At 61.0% G+C, this 23019-nt stretch carries 27 protein-coding genes and 1 pseudogene; 12 read left to right on the plus strand and 16 right to left on the minus strand.

From position 1 onward, the window contains the following. Position 1 precedes the first annotated feature (1 nt). Positions 2-1030, plus strand: a complete 1029-nt coding sequence (locus AC0IYH_RS17405; protein WP_471835393.1) for a purine-nucleoside phosphorylase — start codon at positions 2-4, stop codon at positions 1028-1030. A 65-nt stretch (positions 1031-1095) separates the two neighbouring features. Here the strand turns inward: AC0IYH_RS17405 and AC0IYH_RS17410 are convergent, their stop codons facing one another. The 3 genes from AC0IYH_RS17410 to AC0IYH_RS17420 form a co-directional block, all read right to left on the minus strand. After that, entirely contained in the window at positions 1096-2055 is a 960-nt protein-coding gene (locus AC0IYH_RS17410) for a quinone oxidoreductase family protein (RefSeq protein WP_471835395.1), read from the minus strand. Positions 2056-2083: 28 nt separating this feature from the next. Next, positions 2084-2257, minus strand: coding sequence for a DUF1427 family protein (locus AC0IYH_RS17415; RefSeq protein ID WP_116630204.1), 174 nt, complete (start codon positions 2255-2257; stop codon positions 2084-2086). 70 nt (positions 2258-2327) lie between these two features. Further along, positions 2328-3104, minus strand: a complete 777-nt coding sequence (locus AC0IYH_RS17420; RefSeq protein WP_471835397.1) for an AraC family transcriptional regulator — start codon at positions 3102-3104, stop codon at positions 2328-2330. Positions 3105-3222: 118 nt separating this feature from the next. Between AC0IYH_RS17420 and AC0IYH_RS17425 the strand changes: the two genes are divergently transcribed. Next, complete coding sequence (locus tag AC0IYH_RS17425) at positions 3223-3465, plus strand: DUF6555 family protein (protein ID WP_069023127.1); 243 nt, start codon at positions 3223-3225, stop codon at positions 3463-3465. Positions 3466-3481: 16 nt separating this feature from the next. Then, positions 3482-3754, plus strand: coding sequence for a hypothetical protein (locus AC0IYH_RS17430; protein WP_122772771.1), 273 nt, complete (start codon positions 3482-3484; stop codon positions 3752-3754). 122 nt (positions 3755-3876) lie between these two features. Here the strand turns inward: AC0IYH_RS17430 and AC0IYH_RS17435 are convergent, their stop codons facing one another. The 3 genes from AC0IYH_RS17435 to AC0IYH_RS17445 form a co-directional block, all read right to left on the minus strand. Then, positions 3877-4047, minus strand: coding sequence for a metallothionein (locus tag AC0IYH_RS17435; RefSeq protein WP_101268984.1), 171 nt, complete (start codon positions 4045-4047; stop codon positions 3877-3879). Between the two features lie 89 nt (positions 4048-4136). Beyond that, positions 4137-4589: a DMT family transporter gene (locus AC0IYH_RS17440; protein ID WP_116630207.1), complete on the minus strand. Its 453-nt coding sequence runs from the start codon at positions 4587-4589 to the stop codon at positions 4137-4139. 4 nt (positions 4590-4593) lie between these two features. Next, on the minus strand, positions 4594-5082 hold the full coding sequence (locus AC0IYH_RS17445) for a DMT family transporter (RefSeq protein ID WP_116630208.1): 489 nt from the start codon (positions 5080-5082) through the stop codon (positions 4594-4596). 117 nt (positions 5083-5199) lie between these two features. Here AC0IYH_RS17445 and AC0IYH_RS17450 point away from each other — a divergent pair, with 117 nt between their 5' ends. From AC0IYH_RS17450 to AC0IYH_RS17460, 3 genes are all read left to right on the plus strand, one after another. Beyond that, positions 5200-6132 (plus strand): LysR family transcriptional regulator, encoded by a 933-nt coding sequence (locus tag AC0IYH_RS17450; protein ID WP_122772769.1) that lies wholly within the window; start codon positions 5200-5202, stop codon positions 6130-6132. Between the two features lie 121 nt (positions 6133-6253). Then, complete coding sequence (locus tag AC0IYH_RS17455; protein ID WP_471835401.1) at positions 6254-6613, plus strand: type II toxin-antitoxin system Phd/YefM family antitoxin; 360 nt, start codon at positions 6254-6256, stop codon at positions 6611-6613. Beyond that, complete coding sequence (locus AC0IYH_RS17460) at positions 6610-6987, plus strand: type II toxin-antitoxin system VapC family toxin (protein WP_471835403.1); 378 nt, start codon at positions 6610-6612, stop codon at positions 6985-6987. Before AC0IYH_RS17455 ends, AC0IYH_RS17460 begins: the two co-directional genes overlap by 4 nt. Before the next feature lie 16 nt (positions 6988-7003). Here the strand turns inward: AC0IYH_RS17460 and AC0IYH_RS17465 are convergent, their stop codons facing one another. The 3 genes from AC0IYH_RS17465 to AC0IYH_RS17475 all read right to left on the minus strand — a co-directional run bounded on the left by AC0IYH_RS17465 (position 7004) and on the right by AC0IYH_RS17475 (position 10818). Next, on the minus strand, positions 7004-8323 hold the full coding sequence (locus AC0IYH_RS17465) for an Nramp family divalent metal transporter (protein WP_122772766.1): 1320 nt from the start codon (positions 8321-8323) through the stop codon (positions 7004-7006). A gap of 41 nt (positions 8324-8364) precedes the next feature. Next, a complete protein-coding gene (locus AC0IYH_RS17470; RefSeq protein WP_471835405.1) occupies positions 8365-9918 on the minus strand; it encodes a DUF726 domain-containing protein in 1554 nt (517 codons plus the stop codon). 102 nt (positions 9919-10020) lie between these two features. After that, positions 10021-10818, minus strand: a complete 798-nt coding sequence (locus AC0IYH_RS17475; protein ID WP_471835406.1) for an AraC family transcriptional regulator — start codon at positions 10816-10818, stop codon at positions 10021-10023. Positions 10819-10925: 107 nt separating this feature from the next. Between AC0IYH_RS17475 and AC0IYH_RS17480 the strand changes: the two genes are divergently transcribed. The 4 genes from AC0IYH_RS17480 to AC0IYH_RS17495 all read left to right on the plus strand — a co-directional run bounded on the left by AC0IYH_RS17480 (position 10926) and on the right by AC0IYH_RS17495 (position 15659). After that, the gene (locus tag AC0IYH_RS17480) at positions 10926-11714 is read left to right on the plus strand and encodes a crotonase/enoyl-CoA hydratase family protein (RefSeq protein ID WP_101268966.1); all 789 of its coding nucleotides are present in this window, start codon (positions 10926-10928) and stop codon (positions 11712-11714) included. A 79-nt stretch (positions 11715-11793) separates the two neighbouring features. Further along, the gene (locus AC0IYH_RS17485; protein ID WP_471835409.1) at positions 11794-12753 is read left to right on the plus strand and encodes a diiron oxygenase; all 960 of its coding nucleotides are present in this window, start codon (positions 11794-11796) and stop codon (positions 12751-12753) included. Between the two features lie 45 nt (positions 12754-12798). Beyond that, the gene (gene asnB / locus AC0IYH_RS17490) at positions 12799-14703 is read left to right on the plus strand and encodes an asparagine synthase (glutamine-hydrolyzing) (RefSeq protein ID WP_471835411.1); all 1905 of its coding nucleotides are present in this window, start codon (positions 12799-12801) and stop codon (positions 14701-14703) included. 53 nt (positions 14704-14756) lie between these two features. Continuing rightward, positions 14757-15659 carry an EamA family transporter gene (locus AC0IYH_RS17495; protein WP_116630216.1) on the plus strand — a complete coding sequence of 301 codons (903 nt, stop codon included), beginning with the start codon at positions 14757-14759 and terminating at the stop codon, positions 15657-15659. Positions 15660-15711: 52 nt separating this feature from the next. Here AC0IYH_RS17495 and AC0IYH_RS17500 read toward each other — a convergent pair whose 3' ends face one another. Continuing rightward, positions 15712-16017: an XRE family transcriptional regulator gene (locus AC0IYH_RS17500; RefSeq protein WP_116630217.1), complete on the minus strand. Its 306-nt coding sequence runs from the start codon at positions 16015-16017 to the stop codon at positions 15712-15714. After that, positions 16010-16375: a type II toxin-antitoxin system RelE/ParE family toxin gene (locus AC0IYH_RS17505; protein WP_471835414.1), complete on the minus strand. Its 366-nt coding sequence runs from the start codon at positions 16373-16375 to the stop codon at positions 16010-16012. Before AC0IYH_RS17505 ends, AC0IYH_RS17500 begins: the two co-directional genes overlap by 8 nt. A 211-nt stretch (positions 16376-16586) precedes the next feature. Here AC0IYH_RS17505 and AC0IYH_RS17510 point away from each other — a divergent pair, with 211 nt between their 5' ends. After that, entirely contained in the window at positions 16587-18395 is a 1809-nt protein-coding gene (locus AC0IYH_RS17510; RefSeq protein ID WP_122772761.1) for a monovalent cation:proton antiporter-2 (CPA2) family protein, read from the plus strand. 72 nt (positions 18396-18467) lie between these two features. After that, a complete protein-coding gene (locus AC0IYH_RS17515) occupies positions 18468-19022 on the plus strand; it encodes a DcrB/PsbP domain-containing protein (RefSeq protein ID WP_471835416.1) in 555 nt (184 codons plus the stop codon). Between the two features lie 130 nt (positions 19023-19152). On the opposite strand, the gene AC0IYH_RS17520 is transcribed toward AC0IYH_RS17515, so the two are convergent. The 5 genes and pseudogenes from AC0IYH_RS17520 to AC0IYH_RS17540 form a co-directional block, all read right to left on the minus strand. Beyond that, positions 19153-19872, minus strand: a complete 720-nt coding sequence (locus AC0IYH_RS17520) for an alpha/beta hydrolase (protein ID WP_471835417.1) — start codon at positions 19870-19872, stop codon at positions 19153-19155. An 11-nt stretch (positions 19873-19883) separates the two neighbouring features. Continuing rightward, complete coding sequence (cobF, locus tag AC0IYH_RS17525) at positions 19884-20639, minus strand: precorrin-6A synthase (deacetylating) (protein WP_471835419.1); 756 nt, start codon at positions 20637-20639, stop codon at positions 19884-19886. Beyond that, positions 20636-21223 carry a histidine phosphatase family protein gene (locus tag AC0IYH_RS17530; protein WP_471835421.1) on the minus strand — a complete coding sequence of 196 codons (588 nt, stop codon included), beginning with the start codon at positions 21221-21223 and terminating at the stop codon, positions 20636-20638. The genes cobF and AC0IYH_RS17530 overlap by 4 nt, the downstream gene beginning before the upstream one ends. Positions 21224-21596: 373 nt before the next feature. Then, positions 21597-22034 carry a methyl-accepting chemotaxis protein gene (locus AC0IYH_RS17535; protein ID WP_471835553.1) on the minus strand — a complete coding sequence of 146 codons (438 nt, stop codon included), beginning with the start codon at positions 22032-22034 and terminating at the stop codon, positions 21597-21599. A 147-nt stretch (positions 22035-22181) separates the two neighbouring features. Beyond that, positions 22182-22910: pseudogene (locus AC0IYH_RS17540) on the minus strand (PAS domain-containing protein); the annotation flags it as partial. Between the last annotated feature and the right edge of the window lie 109 nt (positions 22911-23019).

A 23019-nucleotide genomic window follows, 5' to 3' on the forward strand; every position in this document is an offset into this window, starting at 1 on the left:
GATGAAAACCTTTACCCGAGCCTCACTGGCCGTCGGCCTGGCCCTGCTGCCCCACGTGGTGCTGGCGGCTGCGCCGGCACCGATCAAACCCAAGGTGATGCTGATCACCATGTTCGCACCTGAGGCGCAAACCTGGATCGACCGCCTGGAGCTCAAGCAGGAAGTCCGCGTGCCGGGCCTGTCCGCCGAGTACCCGGTAATCCGCTGCAACACCCAGGACGTGTGCCTGCTGGTGACCGGCATGGGCCAGACCAACGCCGCCGCGTCCACCCTGGCCCTGGCGTTGTCGACCAGGTTCGACCTGCGCCAGAGCTATTTCCTGATCGCCGGAATTGCCGGCATCAGCCCCAAGCACGGCACCATCGGCACCGCGGCCTGGGCCCATTACCTGGTGGAATTCGGCACTCAGTGGGAGCTGGACTCGCGGGATGCGCCCAAGGATTGGCCAACCGGCTACATCGGCATCAACACCAAGGGTCCCAACGAGAAACCGCCGCTGGACTACAAGACCGAAGTGTTCGAGCTGAACCCCAAGCTGCAAGCCAAGGCGTTTGCCTTGTCACACAAGGTGGAGCTGACGGAGAGCAAGGAATCCAGTGCCTGGCGCAAACACTACCCGGCCGCACCGGCCAACCAGCCGCCGCAGGTCACCCGCTGCGACACCCTGGCGGGCAACACCTGGTTCTCCGGTACACGCCTGAGCGAACGCGCCGAAGTCTGGACCAAACTGCTGACGGATAACAAAGGCGAGTACTGCACCACCCAGCAGGAAGACAACTCCACCTACGAGGCCCTGCTGCGCGCCAGTCGCGAAGGCCTGGTGGATATCCAACGCCTGGCCGTGGTGCGCGCCGGTTCCGATTTCGACCGGCCGTATCCCGGCTACAGCGAAGTCGACAACCTGCTCAAATACGCCGACCAGGGCGGCTTTGTACCGGCCCTGGAGAACCTGTACCGCACGGGGAACCCGCTGGTGCAGGCGATTCTGAAGAACTGGTCGGCCTGGGAAAAAGGTGTTCCCGAGGCCTAGCGCAGATAAAAATGTGGGAGGGGACAAGTCGAATCGTCGCACCGCCCCTCCCACATTTGATTGGGTTAAGGCAGGAAGATGATCTTGTCCGCACTGCCGTGATTCACCTCTTCAAAACACTGCACCCCATCCGCCAGCGCCACTTCGCGCAGGCCGGTGGGCAGTGGCAGCAGCCCTTCATCGAAGAAGCGCCCGAACTGCTCCAGCATCACCGCGCACTGCTCGCAGTTGTAGAGCAACGAATTGATCCCTACCACCGAGCCACCCTTGCGATACAGGGCCAGGGCCGGCAGTTGCACGTGGCCGTCCACCGGTGCGGCGATGATCGCGATGCGCCCGAACGGCGCCAGGCCTGCCACGGCCGCAGGCAGCCAGAAACCGGTGGTGTCGAAGATCACATCGGCACCGCCCTTGAACACCGCATTTACCTGCGAGCCGAGTTCTTCAGGCGTGCCCAGGGCAATCGCGTCAAAACCCTGCGCCTGCAGCGCCTCGACCTGATCCGCCCGGCGCACCGCGCCCAACACCTCGGCACCGCGAATTTTCGCCAGGGCCAGCGCTGCGCTGCCTACCGCCCCATTGGCACCAATCACCAACAACCGCGTGCCTTTGCCTACACCGCTGCGCTCCAGGGCGTCCCAGGCGGTGGTGTACGGCACGCCGAGGCTGGCGGCCTGGGCAAAGCTCAGGTGGCTGGGTTTATGCGCCACGCCCTTGGCCGACACAGTGAGGTATTGGGCGTGGGAACCGTCGGCGAAAAAGCCCAGGTCGCGGCCGGTGCCCCAGACTTCCTGGCCAATCAAGGCTTCGGGCCCCTCTACAACCACCCCGGCAAAATCCCGCCCGGGAATGCGCGGCAAGGTGGTGTAGGGGAAACGCCCGAGCACGTTTTTGACGTCGCTGGGGTTGAGGCCAGCGGCCTTGATCTGGACCAGCACCTGATCGGCAACCGGCACCGGAGTGGCGACGTCGACAAAGCGCAGGGCATTAAGGTCGCCGGTGGCGGAAAATTGCAGGGCTTTCATGGGCAGCCTCCATCGAAGGGAAAGACATTCAAGACAACCAACCGCTGACCAACTGGCGTCCCATGGGCCACAGCTTTTCGCCGAGCAGCATGCCCATCAGGCCCACCAGGGCGATGGCCGGCGGCGCGGGCGAGCGGAAATCCAGGGCGCCGTAGATCACGCCGACGAACAGGCCGATGCCTAGGGAGATCAGATAATTCATGGGGGTTGGCGCCTGACTGATTGATGGGCTCAGTCTAGAGAGCCCACTCCTGAAGCATCGGCCAAGTGCTTCAGGATTTCGGCCAACTCACATACTGCGACGGCGCCATCCCCAGTTCGCGGCGGAACATGTCGCTGAAGCTGCTCGGCGAGTAACCCAAGGAGCGCGCAATGCCGCTGACCGGTTCACCCTGGATCAACTCCGCCACCGCCGTGGCCAGTTGCACCTGGCGGCGCCATTCAGCGAAGCCCATGCCCAGATGGTTCTGGAATAACCGCGCCAGGGTGCGCACGCTGGCACCGGCCGTTTCGGCATGCTGCTCGAACGGGATCTCCAGCGACGGCGTGGCCATCACTGCCTGGCACGCGTTGATCAGACGCCGGTCGGCCGCCACCGGCATGGCGATGCGGATCTGCGAGCGGCGCGCGCGTTGCAGTTCCAGCAATGCCAGGCTGACCACCGCGTCGTAGTAGCCCGCGTCACCGCTGTCGCCCTGCTCCACCAGCGTCACGATCAGCTCGCGCAACAGCCCGCCCACTTCGATCACCTGCACCTGGCTGTCCAACGTCGCCGCCAGCGCCGGGCGCAGGTAGATGTTGCGCATCTGCAAATCCGACACCACGCGAATCCCATGCTCCACTCCCGGCGGCAGCCATACGGCGCGCTGGGGCGGCACCACCAGGGCTTCGCGGGGCGTTTCGACCCACATCACGCCGCTCATGGCATACAGCAATTGGCCCCAGTCGTGGCTATGGGGCTCCACATACAAGCCGCGCGGGTAGGTGCGCGCCAGAGGTTGCACGGGGACGGCGGGGTCACTGAGATCGGGGGGCGCAGCCAGGGCCATGGGGGTACACATCCAGCCAGGGTAAGCCGCCATGGTAGTGACGACCGTCCGACAATCCGAGTGAATTTTTGCCGCCCTGGGCGATCACTAGCTTTAGACCACCAGGATCGATGGGCCAATGAATAACGCAAAACTGTTTGTGATCGACTACACCCTGCATGGCGAGCCCAAGTCCTTCATCATCCGCCTGGAGAAGCTCGATGCGGCCGAAGCCTGGCATTGGGCGAGTTGCGATGCCGGCGTGGGCCGTATCGGCCGGTTCGCCCGTGAGCAGGTGAAGAAGACCAGCCAGCAGCAAGCCGAGAAGTTCGGCATTACCAACGTGCAATGGCGCCGCTCGGACGCGCGCGCCCAGGCTTGATCAAGGAGAGAAAACGATGGCTTTACCCGCACAGGTCAACGGCAAGGCGCGGATCGATTACACCCAGGACACCCTGTTCGGGCCGCTGGCCAGGCACGCAGAGTGTCACGTCAGCTTGCAACATAAGCCCGGTTGGCTGGTGCTGAAGGTGTTCCAGCCGCTGCCGGACGATTTGCATGACGCGCAAACCGTGGTATTTGCGCTGGAGGGGCGACGCACCAGCGGCGTCGTGAAGGACCGACAGCACTTATCCGATCACAGCCTGCGCCTGGAACTGGAAACCCAATAACCCAATCAACACAGAGCAAATGTGGGAGGGGGCTTGCCCCCGATGGCGGTGTGTCAGTCACAGATACCTGTACTGACACTCCCTCATCGGGGGCAAGCCCCCTCCCACATTATCAACCGCGTTTAGCCATGGGCCGACTTGGCACACTCACAGCCCGTCGCCGCCGCACACGGCTCACCGTGCGCATGGTGCTCGGCACAGCCCTGGCAGCAATAGCCCTTGCCGTCCTTCATCACCGCATCAACACCCAGCACACACTTGCAGTGTGGGCAGGCACAGGTTTTATCAGGCATGGTCAGACTCCTTCTTCATGGTCGTCCCGGTGCGGCGGGCGCCGGCACCTTAAGCAATGACTGTAGCCCGGCGCCAATGGTTCATCCTGTCAGTCGGTGCGCGTATTGCTGCGGTACATGAACACCAGCGCCAAGGCCAAACACGCCATCGCCACGATGCGACCGCTCGACAGTTCAATCGCCGGGTTGCCCAGCCAGCCGAAGTTGTCGATCAGCATGCCCATGCCCAACTGCCCGGTGATCACCGCCACGGTGGCCACCGCGGTGCCAACGACCGGTACCGCGCCGACCATCACCATCATGTACACCACGCCAAACAACGCGCCGGTCAACTGCCACTTGGGCACGTCCAGCAGGCTTACGGCCTGGGCCGGTTCGAAGAAGAAAATCAACAGCGCGGTAACCAGGGCGCCCACCGAAAAGGTCACCAGGCTGCTGCGCAGCACGCCCACCGTCTGGCCCAGCCGACCGTTGATTGCCGCCTGCACACTCAGGACCGCGCCGGCGGCAACCACTACGACCAATAACAGAATCAGATTCATCGCCTTATCCTCGCGCAATCAAAACAAGTGCCGCCACAATCAGCGCCAGGGCAATCCAGCGCTCGCCATTCACGCGTTTGCGCGCCGTGCCGAACCAGCCGAAATGGTCGATCAGTACACTCTTGCCGACTTGGCCGGACAGAATCGCGATCATGGTCATCGCGATCCCGATATGCGGCGTGGCCAGGGTCAGCACCACCACGTACATCGGCCCCAAAAAGCCGCCGATCAGTTGCCAGCGCGGCAGGTCGGTCAAGGCCGGGCCCTTTTGCGGGCCGCTGAACAGCAGCAGCAAAAACAGGATCGCCGTGCCGACGCCGAAGATGCTCAGGGTCGCCCACAAATGCCCGACCTGCCCACCCAGAGGCCCGAGCAAACCGGCCTCCACCGACAGGCCCATACCGGCCAGGATCACCAGCGGCAACAACAGCAAACGCAGAAGGTTTTTTTTCGGCGTAGCCTGCGCTACACCCTCGATGGAACTGGCCTGCATACATCACCTGCGCGTCAAGAAAGGAAACATGGCGCGCATTATCCGGTGGCCGTCCTGTGCGATAAATGGGAGCATGCGGATAACACCTTTGCGCATTACGCACAGCACGGAGCCACGATGCAGGGTTTGAATGAATTGAGTTTCAAGGCCTTGCGCCTGTTTGTAGCGGTGCTGGACCACGGCAGCTTTTCGGAAGTGGCACGCCGCGAAGGCCTGGCGCCCTCCTCGATCTCCCGGCAAATCCAGCTGATGGAGCAGGCGCTCGGCCAGCAATTGCTCTATCGCCACACCCGCGCGGTCAGCCCCACCGAGGCCGGGCGCCTGCTCGGGCGGCATGCGCGCTTGCTGCTCGAACAACTGGAAGCTGCCGGCCAGGAACTCCAGGAGCAGGAAAACGAACCCAGCGGCCTGGTGCGCATCAATGCGCCAATGGTGTTCGGTCAGCGCCATCTGTCACCGTGGCTGGGCGAACTGTGCCGGCGCTATCCGAAGCTGCAGCTGGATATCCAGCAGACCGACACCTACGTCGACCCCCTGCAGGACGGCACCGACTTGATGTTCCGCATCGGCGTGCTCAACGACTCCAGCATGCAGGCGCGCATCTTCGCGCCCCAACGCTTTCGCATCGCCGCCAGCCCCGCCTACCTGGCCCGGCACGGCACGCCGCACCACCCAGACGAACTGCTCAACCACCAGTGCCTGGCCTACAAAGGCATCACCGGCCAGCAACGCTGGTTCTTCCGCAAGGGCCACGGCGACTGGAAACCCTACAGCGTCAAGGGTCCGATCACCGGCAACCATGCCGACACCCTCACCCATGCCGCCGAACAGGGCCTGGGGCTGGTGGTGTTTCCGTCCTGGCTGATCGGCGAAGGCCTGCGCGCCGGCACCTTGCAGGCGGTACTCACCGACTATGAAGTGGCAACCACTCTGGAGCCGCAGCAGATCGCCGCGTTGTGGCCAGGCAGCCGGCGGTTGTCGCTGAAGGTGCGTACAGTGATTGATTATTTTGTGGAGTGTTTTGGGGTGGTGCCGTATTGGGATAGATGAGCACAGGTTTTGGCGAAATTTCCTAGCTTAAAAAGTAGGTCCGTTCTGATTTTACTGGCCAGTATTTCTGAACAAAAAAGTCTGCGGCAGACTTCGGCTAGTTCTTTTTTGGAGATATGCCATGGAAGTCATGTACTACAAAAAGTCGCCCGCCGGACAAACCGCTTCAGCCAGCTGTCGGGCAATCTTTGATAGCCCTCCAAACTTTGGCTATATTTGGCCAAAATACGGGGAGAGCCAAATGATTACCGTACCCTTGGGTGAAGCGAAAAATAATCTGTCAAAACTGGTCGATGAAGCCGCCAACGGTAAAGTCATCACCATTGCCAAACATGGACGTGCAATGGCGCAGCTTGTACCCGTAGGCAAGTCCAAAGGTCGACGAATTGGTGAGATGAAAGGGAAGTTGGTTATTCCTGAGGACTTCGATGCCCCTCTACCCGACGATCTACTGGCGGCCTTCGAGGGCACCCTACTATGAGGGTGCTTTTAGATACTCATATCCTGCTATGGGTACTGACTGATGACGCCAAGTTATCCCGTAAAGCCAGAAAGCTGATCGAGAATGCAGCGGAGATTTACATCAGCGCTGCAACATTCTGGGAGATGGCAATCAAGGTCGGCTTGGGAAAACTCACTGTCGATCTGAATGAAATCCGTGAGTGCTGCCTGGATAGCGGGTTCGTCGAACTGCCCGTCACATCAGAACATGCGATTGCGGTAAAGGATCTGAAACACCATCACAAGGATCCTTTCGACCGGCTCATTGTTGCAACAGCCATCAACGAACCGATGAAGTTATTGACCGCCGACCCACAGGTCGCCCAATACACATCCTTGGCGATCCTTGTTTAGTACTGCCCGACCTTGATCAAAACACCCACTGCCCAATCAACCACGCATTCGCCCCACTGATCACCGCAAACAGAAACCACGCCAACACCCGCGTAGGCAGGCGGTTAACGAAGGGCCCCATCAGCTGCTTATCGCCCGTCATGCGGATCAGCGGGTACAGCGCGAACGGCAATTGCAGGCTGAGCACCACCTGGCTGAGGATCAACAGCTTGCCGATGGCGTCGTCGCCCATCAGCCACACGCCGAGAAACGCCGGGATCAGCGCCAGCCCACGGGTAATCAAGCGCCGTTGCCAGCACGGGATGCGCAGGTTGAGGTAGCCCTCCATGATCACTTGCCCGGCGATGGTGCCGGTAAACGTCGAGCTTTGCCCGGACGCCAGCAAGGCAACGCCGAACAGGATGCTGGCAAACGCGCCGCCCACCAGCGGGTCGAGCAGGTGGTAGGCGTCCTGGATTTCCACCACGTCGGTGTGGCCAGTCTTGTGGAAGGCTGCGGCGGCAAGCACCAGGATCGCGGCGTTGACCAGCAGCGCCAGGGCCAGGGAGCCGATGGTGTCGATGCGCGCCAGCTTGACCGCGTCCTGTTTGCTGGCGAGGTCTTTGCCGATCAGCCGGGTTTGCACAATCGAACTGTGCAGGTACAGGTTATGGGGCATCACCGTGGCGCCGAGGATGCCAATGGCCAGGTACAGCGGCGCGGCATCGCTGATGGCCGACAGTGACGGGGTAAAACCGCTGAATACGTCGGGCCAGTAGGGTTTGATCAGCACCAGTTCGATGAAGAAGCACACGCCGATGGTCGCCACCAGCGCCAGCATGATCGCCTCCAGGCGACGGAACCCGCGGTTTTGCAGGGCCAGGATCAACAACGTGTCAAAGGCCGTGATGACAATGCCGGTGGTCAACGACACCCCCAGCAGTAAGTGAAACGCCAGGGCGCAGCCAAGCACTTCGGCAAGGTCGGTGGCGATAATCGAGATTTCCGCCAGCACCCATTGGGTGCGTGCGGAACGCTTGCTGTAGCGTTCGCGGCACAGTTGCGCCAGGTCCTTGCCGGTGGCGATGCCCAGCCGCGAACACAGGCACTGCACCGCCATCCCTGCCAGGCTGGCCAGCAGCACCACAAACAACAGGCTGTAGCCGTAGCGCGAGCCGGCCTCGATGGCCGTGGCCCAGTTGCCCGGGTCCATGTAGCCGATGGAGATCAGCAGCCCGGGGCCTGCGAACATTAAAACGCGCTTGAAGAACGACGCCTTGGGATCAACGGCGACGGAGCCGGCCACTTCCGGCGGGCAGAACGGGGCGGTAGCAATTTTCGGCAGGCTGAATTTCACGCGGTATCCCAGGCAAACACTTAAGACAAGGGCGCAGCTTATCAGTCGGATGCAACCGTGCGCATCACCGTATCCCGCGGCAGGTCAAACGCCTCCACCACCTGCACCACCAGGTCCAGCTCCTGGCTCAGCGCCTCACGTTCCATGCGCTGGCGAATCACTCCCACCACCAGCACCGCCAGGGTGGTGATCGAGTACGCCGGCCCGGAAAACGCGCGCACCCCGCTCACCAGCAGCATCGCGGCAGCCAGCGCCTGGCCCACCACCGGGATCGCCGTGGCGGCGCCACGGCGCAGGATAAAACCGGTCAGCCCGGCCAGCGCAGTGCCGCTCAATGCCGTGGTGGCTGAACGCCCGACATCAATACGATTGAACAACCCCTGCTCTTTTTGCGCGGCGGCCTTGAGTTCAGCCTCGAACACCTGCCGGTCGGCATTGCTGAGTTTGTCCTTGTACTGTTCGATGAGCGTTTCCGCGACCCTGGCCTCAAGGTCCGCCAGCGCGACGCTGGCCAGGGGCTCGTCAAATTTGATGCCCAGGCGCTGCGCCACATCTTCGGCGATCTGCCGGTAGTTCACGCCATGGCCACGGGCCAGGTTCATAAAGGTGTCGCCGCCCATGCGTTGCAACTCGATGGCCAGCTTGAGCGGCCCGCGCACCGTGGCATCGATCGACGCGCTGCGCTTTTGCGCCATCAATTCGGCGAGGAACTTCAATTCCTCCGGCCGCGCCTGCACCAGGGCCGGGAACAGTTCCACGTCTTCCTCGGCAAAGCGCACCTCGCTGCTGCGCTGGTCGGAACGGATCAGGCCGCGCCGCTCATGCAGCAGGTCGGTGTACTGCACCACCGTCTGCAATTGCGGCCAATAGGCCGCGTGATCGAAGGATGCCAGGTGCACATTGGTCACCTTGGCCTTGAGTACAGGCGTCAGCGGGATCGCATAACGGCCGATGCAACGCTCGGTGTCGGGCTTCATGGCCAGGGCCCAGTCCTTGCTGGAATGGCAGTTGATGACCCGGCCCTTGAGCGGCGCCGCCACCTCATCCCACGGGCTTGAAGTGCAGATCGCCCCGCCCATCAACAGCAGGTTGTCCAGCGGCAGCTCGCGGGCGGTTTCCGGGTTGGCCAGCAGGCTCTTGACCAGGATCCGCGCGCCCAGGGAATGCCCGATCAGGTTGATGCGCCGCACCTGCAGTGACTCACCATGCAGGTAAGCGGCAAGCTCGGGCAGCAGGCTCCTGGCCACTTCGTCCACCCGGGCTTCGACGCTTTTGTAGTGGTCGAGAAAATAGGCAATCGCCTTGCCTACTCCCACCGTCGCCGCGCCCAGGCTGCCACCGCCGAGCATCGCACCGATGACATCCTTGAACGGCGCGAACAGGTTTTCCAGAAAATGCCCCGCCGGCCAGAACAGCATCAGGTTGGTCGAGCCTTCGATACCCGCCAGCTGCGCCTTGAAACTGCCCAGTTGTTGCCGATTGAAGAACGCCGAATAACCGTGAACATAGAGATTGAGCACATCCCCCTGAGGCTCGCCGCACAGCAGGAACGTGGGCTTGCGGGTGCGGTGCATTTCATCCCACTGGTGCTGCATGGGCCGGTGACTCCTGGTAACAAGGGACGGCGATAGTATCAAAGGGTGAGGCTCAACGCCGTACCGCCGGGGGAAAGGCACCCGGTTGGCGTCCTCCTCCTTTCAGAACATCGACGCAGCCTTGGACTTGGCCAGGTAGCGCGCCGGCGAATCCCCCAGGTTGCGGCGAAACACCGAGGTAAACGCGCTGGAGCTGCTGAAGCCCAGCTCAAACGCCACATCGGTGATCGACGAGCCGTGGCTGAGGCGCGCCGTTGCCTCCAACAGGCAGACCTGCTGGCGCCACGACACAAAGGTCATGCCGGTGCACTCACGAAAGTTACGCGTAAAGGTGCGCCGGCTCATGCTCGACCAGTCGGCCATTTCGCCGATGGAGATTTTCTGCGTGGGCGCGTCCAGAAAGCGCTGACAGGAACGGGCCAGGCGTGACTCGGAGGGCAACGGCGCGCTGAGGGGCAATTCGGGCATGGTGCCGATTTCGTCGATCAGCAGGGTCAGCACGCAGCGGTCGCGCACGCTGGGCGAGGCGGATGGCCCGATCGCCAGCGCGGCCTCCAGCAGGTGGCGCAGCAGTGGCGATACGCCAAACACCTGGCAATGGTCCTGCAACCCCGCGCGCTGGGTGGCATCGTCGTCGAGGTAGGTGTTGAGCATCACCACGTCACCGCGCATGTGCATTTCATGCGCTACCCCACCCGGCACCCAGATCGCCCGTTGTGGCGGCACCACCCAGTTGCCCAGGTCGGTGAACATCTTCAGCGCGCCGGTGGAGGCATAGGCGAACTGCCCACGCCGGTGCGTGTGGCGTGGAAACACGGTGCCCGACGGGTACTCGCGCAGCGTCACCACCGCTTCAGGGCTGTCGGGTTCATAGGGCGAAAAGGTGAAGGTCGGCTGCATGGCCCGATTTTGTCAAACTATGACCTGACATAGCAAGCAGGCCAAAAGTTCCCCACCTAGAATCGTTGCTCCCCAAGCTGGGTTCATTTCGAAGGGATATTCGGAAAATGACAGTCAAAAACTACTTGGACGTACGAGTAGACGGCGCTGTGCTGATGGTAGGGCTCAATCGACCACAGAAGCGCAACGCCATGTCTCTGGAGGTCATGCACGAACTGCGCGACACCTTCAGCAACCTGCCTGAAGGCATTGGCGCCGCCGTGCTCTACAGCACCAGCCAGCATTTTTGTACCGGGTTGGACCTGTCGGAAATCCGCGACCAGTCGGTGATCGACAACGTGCAGGCCTTCCGTGAATGGCACAAGACGTTCGAACTGATCCAGTTCGGCAAAGTGCCCGTGGTGGCCGCCATTACCGGCGCGGCCATCGGTGGCGGCCTGGAAATCGCCACGGCGTGCAGCCTGCGTGTGGTCGATGACAGCGCGTTCTTCTCGCTGCCCGAAGCCATGCGCGGCCTGTATGTGGGGGTTGGTGCCTCGGTACGCTTCCCGCGTATCGCCGGCATTGCGCTGATGACCGACATGATGCTCACCGGCCGCACCCTCTACGCCAAGGAAAGCTACGAGCGCGGCGTGGCTCAATACCTGGTGCCGGTTGGCCAGGCGGTGCTCAAGGCCACCGAATTGGCCCACAAGATCGCGGGCAACCTGCCCATGACCAACTACGCGGTCACCCACGTATTGCCGCGCATTGTCGACCAGAGCCAACAGGACGGCCTGATGACAGAAGCCCTGATTGCGGCGGTGGTGTCCTCCGACGTGCGCACCCAGGATCGCCTGGCGGACTTCCTGGATCGCAAGAAGGACAAGATCCAAACCGCACCAGAAGCGGTGTAGCTCCCGGTCGTGAACGTTGCCGAGCGCGCCTCGGCAAACCATGGATGGCCTTCACAACTCACTATCAACCGGTGAAACCATGTTTCAGCACAGCACTCAAGACGATCTTTATCGCAGCAATGACGCAGCCGATGAACGACTGATCAAAATCGAACGCAGCTGGCACAAACGCGCACAGATCAAGCTGGACTCCCAGCGCCCGGACATCCAGCTTGACCTGCAGGCGCCGGACTTCCTCGAAGCCCTGCTGCCCTTCGCCCATGACCCGCATTACCAGAATTACCCCCACGCCCTGAAACTGCTGATCCTGTCGGCCGGCTGGGTGATCTACAACCAGAAAACCATCGCCATCGAAACCGAGATCATCTGCCCTTCCTGCCTGGATCTGCTGCAACTGGGCTCGCGCCTGAGTTCGGCCAGCGCCGCGACGATTTCCGAAACCCTGGCGGATGAGGCTTACCACACACTGTTCTCGATCAACATGTGCGAACTGGCGATCACCCAACGCGGCATCCGCATCAAATGGCCGGAGCTGGAACTGACCCGCCACCTGAGTCAGGCCCAGGCCACCCTGTCCGAGGCGGATTTCAAGATTTACCGCCTGGCCTTCTCGCTGGTCTCGGAGACGTTCATCAGCGACTACCTGGCCGAACTCAGCGACGCGCCGGAGATCCAGCCGGTATTCCGTCACGTGGTGGCGCTGCACAAAAAAGACGAACTGGTGCACAAGCACATCTTCCCGCTGTTCGTGCAGCAGGTGGTCGGCGACTTCACCCCACAGCAAACCGCCCTGTTTACCCGTGGCATCGCCAACTCGATCCGGGTGTTCCCGATGCGCGAGATTTCCGCGTGGCGAATCATCCTGCCGCAACTGCTTGAAGTGTTCGGCGATCGCTCGCTGCTGCTGCCGACGCAATTTATCGAAACCGGCGAAGCGGACTACTCGGCCATGCCCGAAATCCTTAGCTCGATTGGCATACAGCCCACCTCGGTGCTGCCCGAGCTGCCGGTGACGCCCGAACCGGCGATCACCGTTTGAACCCAGCGTGCCGCTGACCAATACAAATTCAACAGAGTACTGATTATGTGTGGATACATTGGCGTGTTTGCCAAGCAACCCCGTGCGTTCAACCCGAACATGTTTGATGCCGCCCTGCGCGCCATCCATCACCGTGGCCCGGACAGCTCCAGCCAATGGTTCGACCCCAAGGGCCAGGCCGCTTTCGGTTATGTGCGCCTGGGCCTGGTCGGGCTGGGCAATGGCACCCAGCCTATCGTCGCCGACGAAGGCGACCTGGTGATGATGGTCAACGGCGAGTTCTATGACTATCAGCGCATTCGCAGCGAGCTGGAAAGTGACGGCTGCCGCTTCAAGACCTCCTCCGACAGCGAAATCGCCATGCACCTGTACCGCCGCCACGGCGTACGCGGGCTCAAGCAACTTCGCGGCGAATTCACCATCCTGATTTTCGACCGCCTGCGCAAAAAGCTGTTTGCCGTGCGTGACCGGGTGGGCGTCAAGCCGCTGTACTACACCGAGCATGAAGGCGCCTGGTACTTCGCCTCCGAAATCAAGGCCCTGCTGGCGGCCGGCGTGCCGGCGCAGTGGGACCACGAAGCCTACGCCAGCCGTGGCTTTATCCTGCGCGACCGCACGCTGTTCAACAACATCCGCAGCGTCAAGCCGGGCTGCTGGATCATCGCCGACGAAAGCGGGCTGCAGACCGAGCAATATTGGGACTGGGATTTCCCTGACGCCCAGGCCACCGAGCAACGCAGCGAAGCCGAAATCATCGATTCTCTGCGCCACACCATCGAGGAATCCGTGCGCCTGCGCCTGCATGCCGACGTGCCGGTGGGCGTGTGCCTGAGTGGCGGGCTGGACTCCTCGGCGATGCTGGGGATCGCCACCGAGCTGACCGGCCAGCCGTTGCAGGCGTTCCACTTGTCGTTCGAGGGCGAACAGGCCTACGACGAGCGCCAGTACGCCGAGATTGCTGCACGGCATAACCGCGCGCACCTCAATGTGTTATCGGTGAACTCCTCCGACATGGCGGACAACTTCGAAAATGCGCTGTGGCACGCCGAGATGCCGTTCGCCAACGCCCACAGCGTGGCCAAGTACCTGCTGTGCAAATACGTGCAGAACCAGGGCATGCGAGCGGTGCTGACCGGTGAAGGCGCAGACGAAGTATTCGGCGGCTACCCGCACTACCGCCGCGACATGGTGCTGTACAACCACGAACACCAGGACCCTGCGGTGATCGCCGAACTCGCTCGCCGCCTGCATGCCAGCGAAGACCGCTACCTGCCTAGCGGCAAAAATGACGTGAAGTGGGTGCAGGATGAATTGGGTCACGGCGTGTCCTGGCTGCAAACCCAATCGGCGCTGTTCGGCCCGCTGGCGCAGTTGTACACCGATGACTTCCGCGAGCGTTTCTGCGATGTGGATGCCTACCGCCAGTTCTACGACCGCCTGAGCCCGCGCGCGCTTAACGGCTGGGAGCCGGTTAACCGCTCGCTGTACATGGTGGCCAAGTCCAGCCTGCCCAACGTGGTCCTCACCTCCCTGGGCGACCGCATGGAAATGGCCGGCAGCCTCGAAGGCCGCCCGCCTCTGCTCGACCATCAGGTGATCGAAGCCGCCTGCCGCCTGCCGGTGAACATGAAAGTACGCGGCGCCACCGAAAAATATGCGTTGCGCGAAGCCATGCGCCCGTATGTGCCTCAGGCAGTGCTGGACCGCAAGAAGCAGTACTTCCGCGCGCCTCCGGCGTCCGAAAGCCCGCAATCGAAGCTGTTCGAGATGGTCAACGACGTGTTGAGCGGCCCGGCCCTGAGCAATGTGCCGTTCTTCGACTCGCGCAAAGTGCGCGCCTTGCTGGCCACCCTGCCAAGCTTGTCTGCTGCCCAGCGCGCATCGGCCGACAACCTGCTGATGGAAATTGCCGGGCTGTGCCTGATGCAAAAACGGTTCGCCTTGAACTGACCTAACGGCGGCGCAGTGCGACTGCGCTGCGCCGCCAGACCCAAGGAGGGTCCATGCTGAAAAAACATTTGTCGCTCGCCGTACTCGTCACCCTGGTGTGGGGGGTGAATTTCCCCATCACCAAATTGGGCCTGCGCGCGATCGACCCGTTTGTACTCACCGGCATCCGCTTTGCCCTCGCCGCCTTGCCGCTGGTGTTTTTCATCAAGCGCCCAGCCGTGAAATTCAGCTACGTGGCCGCCTACGGCTTTATCTTCGGGCTGGGCATGTGGGGCGTGATCAACTACGGGATCCAGGTGGGCGTGAGCCCGGGGATTGCTTCATTGATCATCCAACTCAGCGTGTTTTTCACCATGGGTTGGGGCTTTGTGCTGTTCAAGGAGAAAATCCGCGGCGCACAAATGCTCGGCGCCGTCATGGCCCTGATCGGCCTGGCGGGAATCATTTCCACCCAGCAAGGCAACCATGCGGTGCTGGGGGTCATGCTGATCGTACTCAGTGCGGTGGCCTGGAGCGTGGGCAACGTGATCATCAAAAAATCCGGGGTCAAGGAGATCTTCTCGTTCATGGTGTGGGCCAGCCTGATCCCGCCGATCCCGCTGTTTCTGACCGCCTGGCTGATGCATGGCAGCGCCGCATTCGAAGGCCTGCAAGCCAGCCTCGACCTGACGGCCATCCTGTCCATCCTGTTCCAGGTGTACCTGGCCACACACTTTGCCTACTGGGGCTGGAACTCGCTGCTCAAGCTGTACCCGGTGTCGACCGTGGCGCCGCTGTCGTTGTTGATTCCGGTGTTTGGCATTACCAGCTCGATGTTGATCATCGGTGAGCGGATTTCCACGCCGAACCTGATTTCGATCGGGATCATCATCGCCGGGCTGGCGGTGGGTTTGTATCGCAAGCCCGCGAATTTGGCGCCTGCCGGGCGTCCGACCGTGATGCAGGCGGAAAAATAAATCCGTACCTTGTAGCGAGCGGGCTCGCTAGCTCGCTACAGGCGCGATCCACTCAGCACGCGAAGTTATCGATCTTTACCTGGCCGTCGGGGAACGTCGCGATAATTTCCAGCTCGCCGCCCATCGCACGGATGTAGTCGCGCAACGTGCTGATGTACATGTCGGTGCGCCGCTCCATCTTGGAGACGGCGGCCTGGTTGATATTCAAGCGTTTGGCCAGGTTCTCCTGGCTCAACTGTTGGGCCTTGCGCAGCTCATGCAGCGGCATTTCCTTCAGGTGCTGCTCGAACAGCTGCTTGGCGTCTTCACGTGCCTGCGATGTCATGCGGGCTTGAAGTTCAGCGAATTTCTTAGCCATGGTTACGGCCCTCTTTACGCAATGTGTCCAGGTGTACGTCGTATAACTTTTCGGCCATTGGGATGTGTTCCTCATACCATCGCCGTTGCCCGGTTTTATCCGCACCGATCAGCAATAACGCGCATCGGCGTGGATCAAAGGCGTACAACACCCGATAGGGTCGCCCCGCGTGCTGTATGCGCAATTCCCGCAGGTTACCGTGCCGAGAGCCCTTGATATCGCTACTGTGGGGAAAGCCCAGGCCAGGCCCGAAAAGCCCCAGCAAGTCCACGCTGGCAGATACCGACACTTGCTCCTTGACCCCAAGTTGCTCCCACCAGGCGCCGAATTCATCCGTGTATTCAATTTCCCAGCTCATGCAAATATGCCACCCATGGAATATAAACTCAAGAGCCTAAAAGCTAGTAGAAGAACCGGATGAACTGCCACCCGCCTCCCCCGGGAAATTGTTTGTAGGTACTTCCGGCCTGACGGCAAACGCTCACACGCCGCAAAAACACAATTATCGAAATGTAAAAAGCGCTCTAATACGCTCCTGTTGACTGGCTTTAAAGATCCTGGAGTTCGCAATGCCCCATGAAGGCAACCTGTTACAAGCAGCCGTGGTGTTCCTGCTCGCGGCCGTGCTGACCGTGCCCCTGGCCAAGCGCCTGCAGTTGGGCGCAGTGCTGGGCTATCTGTTCGCCGGTGTGATCATCGGCCCGTCGGTACTGGGCCTGATCGGCAACCCGCAGAGCGTCGCGCAATTTTCTGAACTGGGGGTGGTGCTGCTGCTGTTCATCATCGGTCTGGAGCTGTCACCCAAACGTCTTTGGGTCATGCGCAAGGCGGTATTTGGGGTCGGCCTGGCCCAGGTGCTGCTCACCGGCCTGGTGATGGGCGTGGTGGCGTTGTGGCTGTTTGGCCAGTCGTGGAACAGCGCAATCGTGCTGGGCCTGGGCCTGGCGCTGTCGTCCACCGCATTCGGCCTGCAAAGCCTGGCCGAGCGCAAGGAGCTGAACCAGCCCCACGGGCGCCTGGCGTTTGCCATCCTGCTGTTCCAGGACATCGCCGCAATCCCGTTGATCGCCATGGTGCCGCTGCTGGCCGGCAGCGACCACCCGACCACCGAAGCCCAGGGCCTGCAACACGTGTTGCAGATCCTCGGCAGCATCGCCGTGGTGATCATCGGCGGGCGCTACCTGCTGCGGCCGGTGTTTCGCATCGTCGCCAAGACCGGCCTGCGCGAAGTGTCCACCGCCACCGCCTTGCTGGTGGTGATCGGCACCGCATGGCTGATGGAGCTGGTGGGTGTGTCCATGGCCCTCGGCGCCTTCCTCGCCGGCCTGCTGCTGGCGGACTCGGAGTACCGTCACGAACTGGAATCCCAGATCGAGCCGTTCAAGGGCCTGCTGCTCGGGCTGTTTTTCATCAGCGTGGGCATGGGCGCCAACCTCAGCCTGCTGCTCAGCTCGCCGCTGATCGTGATCGGCCTGACGCTGTTGCTGATCGGTTTGAAGCTGCCGCTGTTGTACGCCGTGGGCCGCCTGGTGGGCGATCTCAACCGCGAAAGCGCCCTGCGCCTGGGCGTGGTGCTGGCGGCCGGGGGTGAGTTTGCCTTCGTGGTGTTCAAGATCGGCCGCGACCAGGGCCTGTTCGAGCCCCATCTGTACGACATCCTGGTGCTGACCATCACCCTGTCCATGGCCGTGACCCCGTTGCTGCTGTTGATATGCCCGAAGCTGTTCAAGCCCAAGGTCAAACCGGTGGAAGTGCCCGAGGAATACCGCACCATCGAAAGCGATGCGCCGCGCGTGGTGATCGCCGGCATGGGCCGTATGGGCCAGATCGTGGCGCGGATCCTGCGCGCGCAGAACATCTCGTTCATCGCCCTCGACACCTCGGTGGAAACCATCGAGCTGACCCGTAGTTTCGGCGGCATGCCGGTGTTCTACGGCGACCCGCAACGCCCGGAAATCCTCCACGCGGCCAAGGTCGACCAGGCGGAATTCTTCGTGATCGCCATGGATGACCCGGAGATCAACATCAAGACCGCCGAGCTGGTGCGCAGCCTCTACCCGCACATGAAAATCATCGCCCGCGCGCGTAACCGCCAGCACGTGCACCGCCTGGTGGACCTGGACGCCTCGCCGATTCGCGAGACCTTCTATTCCAGTCTCGAAATGAGCCGCCGCACCCTCGTAGGCCTGGGCCTGAGCCAGGTCCAGGCCGATGCGCGCATCACACGGTTCAAGAACCACGACCTGCAACTACTCGCCGCACAACACGCGGTGTACGACGATGCGGCCAAGGTGATGCAAACCGCCCAGGAAGCCCGTGCGGAACTGGCGCGCTTGTTTGAGATGGACCGGCTTGAGGAAGAGTCCGACAAGGTGTGAAGCTGGGGATGAACGATGCTGCGATTTTTCTGACAGAATACGGCGCAAATTCGTTCATCACCGGAGCGCTTCATGGCCACTTTCACCAAGACCGCCGTCCTGCTGGCCCTCGCGCTTAGCGCCGGTAGTGTATTCGCCGCCGCCAAACCGGCCACGCAAACCATCTCCACCTTGGGCGGGAAATTCTCCTTCAACCTGCCCAAGGCCTATGCGGCCGACACCCTGCCGGCCGGCAAGGCCGAGGATGGCACTGCCGATACCCAAGGCACGATGTACGCCAACCCGACCACGAAAAGTGTGGTGATCGTCGCCGAAACGCTGCGCAAGGATGGGGTAACCATCCAGGATAACGACCCGCAGTTTCTTGATGGCGCCGTGGCCGGTTTCGTCAAGGACCAGAGCGCCGCCCTGCCTGACTTCAAGAAACTCAATGAGAAAAAACTCACCTTCAAGGGCCTCGGCCTGCGCCAGGTGGACAGCACCGCCACCCAGGGCGGCGGCAAGACCTTGAACTCCACCTTCCTGGGCGGTTCGGGCAACCATCTGTTGGTGATCCAGGCGATTTCGCGGGCAGATGATGCAAAAGGCCATGCGGAGTTGGTGAAGCAGATTACTGGTGGTAAGTAAGCCGCTCTTACCAGCAACATAAATCAAATGTGGGAGGGGGCTTGCCCCCGATGGCGGTGGTTCAGTCACTGATTTATTGACTGGCACACTGCTATCGGGGGCAAGCCCCCTCCCACATTTAAAACTGTAATTATCTTAGATTCTTTTCCAACCAGGCTTTCAGATCCTGCACTTCCGCGTCACTGATGGTGTGGTTCATCCCCGGATACCCATGAAACTCAGGCTTTAGCCCCAACCCCGTCAACACCTCATTCGCCCGCGTCGCCGACGCATACGGCAGCGCCTGATCCAACGTGCCGTGGCCGATAAAGATCGCCAGCCCGTTCAAGCCTTCATTCGGCTTCAACTCAGCCTTGAGCACCGGCAACACACTGCCGCTCAACGCCGCAATCCCGCGCACCAACGCAGGCTTACGCAGCCCTACCTCGTAGGACATGATCGCGCCCTGGCTGAACCCCACCAGGTACACCCGATCACTTTGGGTGTGGTACTTGGCCGTAGCCTGGGTCACAAAGTCTTCGATCAGCCTGGCGCTGCGTTGCAGGTCGGCGGTCTCGCCGTTGTAATCGGCCTCGCCGGTGGTCTTGGTAAACCAGCGATAACCGTGGGGATCCACCGGCATCGGCGCGCGGGCCGACAGGTAGGTCCAGGTCGAGGGCAGCGCGTCCTTGATGCCGAACAGGTCTTCCTCATTGCTGCCGAACCCGTGCAGGAAAATCACCAACGGCTGGTTGCGCGCCTCGCCCTGGGTCTGCTCCAGGTACGCCAGCGGCAAGTCGGTGTGCAGGCTGTCGTCGGCATGGGCGGCGCCGGCCAGCAGGGTCAGCGCGAGGGCAAACAGTTTGAGCATGGGACGTTACCTCAGGGTTTGCGCAGCAGATAAGTGTCCATGATCCAGCCATTTTCCAAGCGCGCCGCCTTGCGCACCCGTTCGATTTCTTCCGCCACTTCACTGACTTTACCGCTGATGAGGATTTCATCCGGCGTACCCAGGTAGGCGCCCCAGTAAATATCCAGGTCCTGATCGGCCACGCTGCGGTAGGAATCTTCGGCGTCGAGCATCACCACCAACGTATCGGCATCACTCGCCTGCCCCGCTGCCAGGCGGCGCCCGGTGGTGATTTCGATGGATTTGCCAATGCGGTTCAGCGCCACTTTGTGCTGAGCCGCGAGGGCCTGCACGCTGGTGATACCGGGGATCACCTCGAACTCGAAGGTGCAGCGGCCACTGGCCAGGATCGCCTGCAGGATACGGATGGTGCTGTCGTACAGCGCCGGGTCGCCCCAGGCCAGGAAAGCGCCCACTTCACCGTCGGCCATTTCCTCATTGATCATGCGTTCGAACGTTTGCTGCTTGTCGCGGTTGAGGTCGCGCACGGCCGTGGTGTAGTCGATGTCACCGCGCACGCGCTCGGGGCACTCGGCCTCGACAAAGCGGTAGCCGGGCTCGGTGATATAGGTGTCGCAGATCTCGCGGCGCAGGTCGATCAGCTTGTCTTTGCTCTGGCCCTTGTCCATCAGGAAGAACACGTCGGTGCGGTTCAGCGCCTTCACGGCCTGCATCGTGATGTAGTCAGGGTTGCCGGCGCCAATGCCGATGATCAGGATGCGTTTCATGGGTTGCTCTCATTGCGGGGCGACGATTTTGCCATGTGAGTCTCCAGGCGCAAGCGCCATACGCTGTTAAAGCGCAGCTCGGTGATGGCCAGGGGCTCGACGTCGATCCGATAAAACATCGTCATCGGCAACTGCATCACGTTCAGCAGTGCAGCGCGGATGATAAACGGGTGGGTGACAGCCACTACATGGCCAGGCTGCGCTTCAAGGGATTTGAGCCACTGAGCCACGCGCGCGCAGATCTGCTCCACCGATTCGCCGCCATGGGGGGCGCTGGTGCTGTCGGTAAGCCAGGCATTGAGTTGCACACTGTCAATCTGCCCGATGCCCTGGCCTTTCCAAGCGCCGAAATCACCGTCGCGCAGGGCCTCTTCGATCACCGGCTGAGCGCCGAACAGCCCCGCCGTCTGCCGGGCTCGCGCCTCCGGCCCACACAGCAGGCGCGGTTTTTTGCTGTACTGCGCCGCCAGGGACAACGCCGCGCCCTGCCAATCCATCGCCACCGACTCGTCATCGGAAAACCGCCCCTGTTTCTGCAACGGCGTCAGGGCATGGCAAATCAGGGTCAAGCGGGAGGCCTGCATCGCAATTTCACTCTGTTTCGTCGCGCAGTCGGCATAGATTGGCGAAGCTGTTACACATGTTACAACGAACATGAAAGCGCAGCCGGTTGAATGCCGGCGCGGGCGCGCCACTGTATTCGGCCCTACAGCCGTAAGCCAGAACCTGTTTCAGCCCTATCGCTATCCATTTCGGGGCGCATCATCGCTGGAAGTTCTCATGGCTCACACTGCTGCAACGAATGCTGCTTTTTATGTGTACATATCCGTTGCTGCGGTAAAGGCTGATATGGGTTGCGCTCTTACATGGATTGAGACCTCAACCCGACAAACCAGGCCCGAAAACAGGCCAAAGAGCAGGTAGCGACTGCTTCTCACGAACCTTGCACACCACGTCTTAAGCTAGCTGATTAGCGAATTTGCCTACTGCGTCAACTACCCTTTTGGCGCCATCCTGGATCTCCACGATGACCTCGCCTGCCTGGGTAGCAAGTGCGAGGCCCTGTTCCGCCTGGGACTTACTGTTTGCCATTTCACCAACGGTTTCATCAACCAACTTCTGGTTCTGCAAGACGACAGAGGCAATTTCTTCGGTCGCGCTGCTGGTGCGCCCAGCCAATTGTCTGACCTCATCCGCTACTACGGCAAAACCTCGACCCTGTTCGCCTGCACGAGCAGCTTCAATCGCAGCGTTCAAAGCCAACAGATTGGTTTGTTGAGCAATACTACTGATCGTCTGAATGATCGAGCTGATCAACAGTGACTGCTTGCCGAGCGCTTCAACGCCGCCAGAGGCTGCCTGCATATCAACGGCGATTTTGCGCATGGTATGCATCGTGTCGTTTACGACGACTGATCCGCGCTGAGCACTCACATCAGTCTGCTGGGAAATTTCAAATGCCGTTCGGGCTGCCTCACTGACCTCTTGTTCTCGGGCAACCTGGTCAGTGACTACCGTCGCAAACTTGACCACCTTGCACAGCGTCCCTTCAGTGTCATATACCGGGTTGTAGGTCGCTTCCAGCCATATGGTCTGACCGCGACTGTCAATACGTTCAAATCGACCCGCAACGAACTCGCCCTTGTTCAAGGTCAGCCAAAAATCTTTGTATCCTTGGGACGAGGTTTCTTCTGGCTTGCAGAAGATACGGTGATGACTGCCTTTCGCTTGTGCGAGGTTATAGCCCATCGCTTTCAAGAACTGGTCATTCGCCTTGAGTACGTGCCCGGAGAGGTCGAACTCGATTACCGCAGTTGAACGAAGCAATGCATCGATGAATGACGCATTCTCCGAAGCCTGTTCCAGGCGCGAAGTAATATTCGTCGCACTACACGTGACATGGCTCAACTTGCCACCTACGTCCGTTATAGGCTGCCAAAGCGCATGGATCCAGACCAGGGAACCGTCGGAATGCAAGTACCGGTACTCGTCCGTAATTGATTTGCCTGAAGCGACTGCAGCGCGAAAATTATGAAAGCAGGGAAGCTTCGATACGTAATGCGGAACAATTTCCGACATGGCACGCCCAACGAGACGATCTTGGGTGTAGCCCAAAGCAGATGCGAAATTATCGTTACATGCAATGATTTTGAACGTTGAATCGATGCTCAACGTCAGCATTTCACGATTAAGCCCATCGCGTAGTTGGCGCAGCTCGGACAGCTCTGCTTCCTGGGAAATGAGCTGTTTTTTGAGCGTGGTATTGAACATGAACAACCGCCTCTTTGGTTATGAGAGGCTATCGGCGTTTCCCCCTACAAGTTGAGAAAAACCGACGGACGTACCGCCGAAACGTTTTCCAATCAAAATGCTGGTAACG

The sequence above is a fragment of the Pseudomonas sp. AC463 genome (assembly GCF_979253585.1).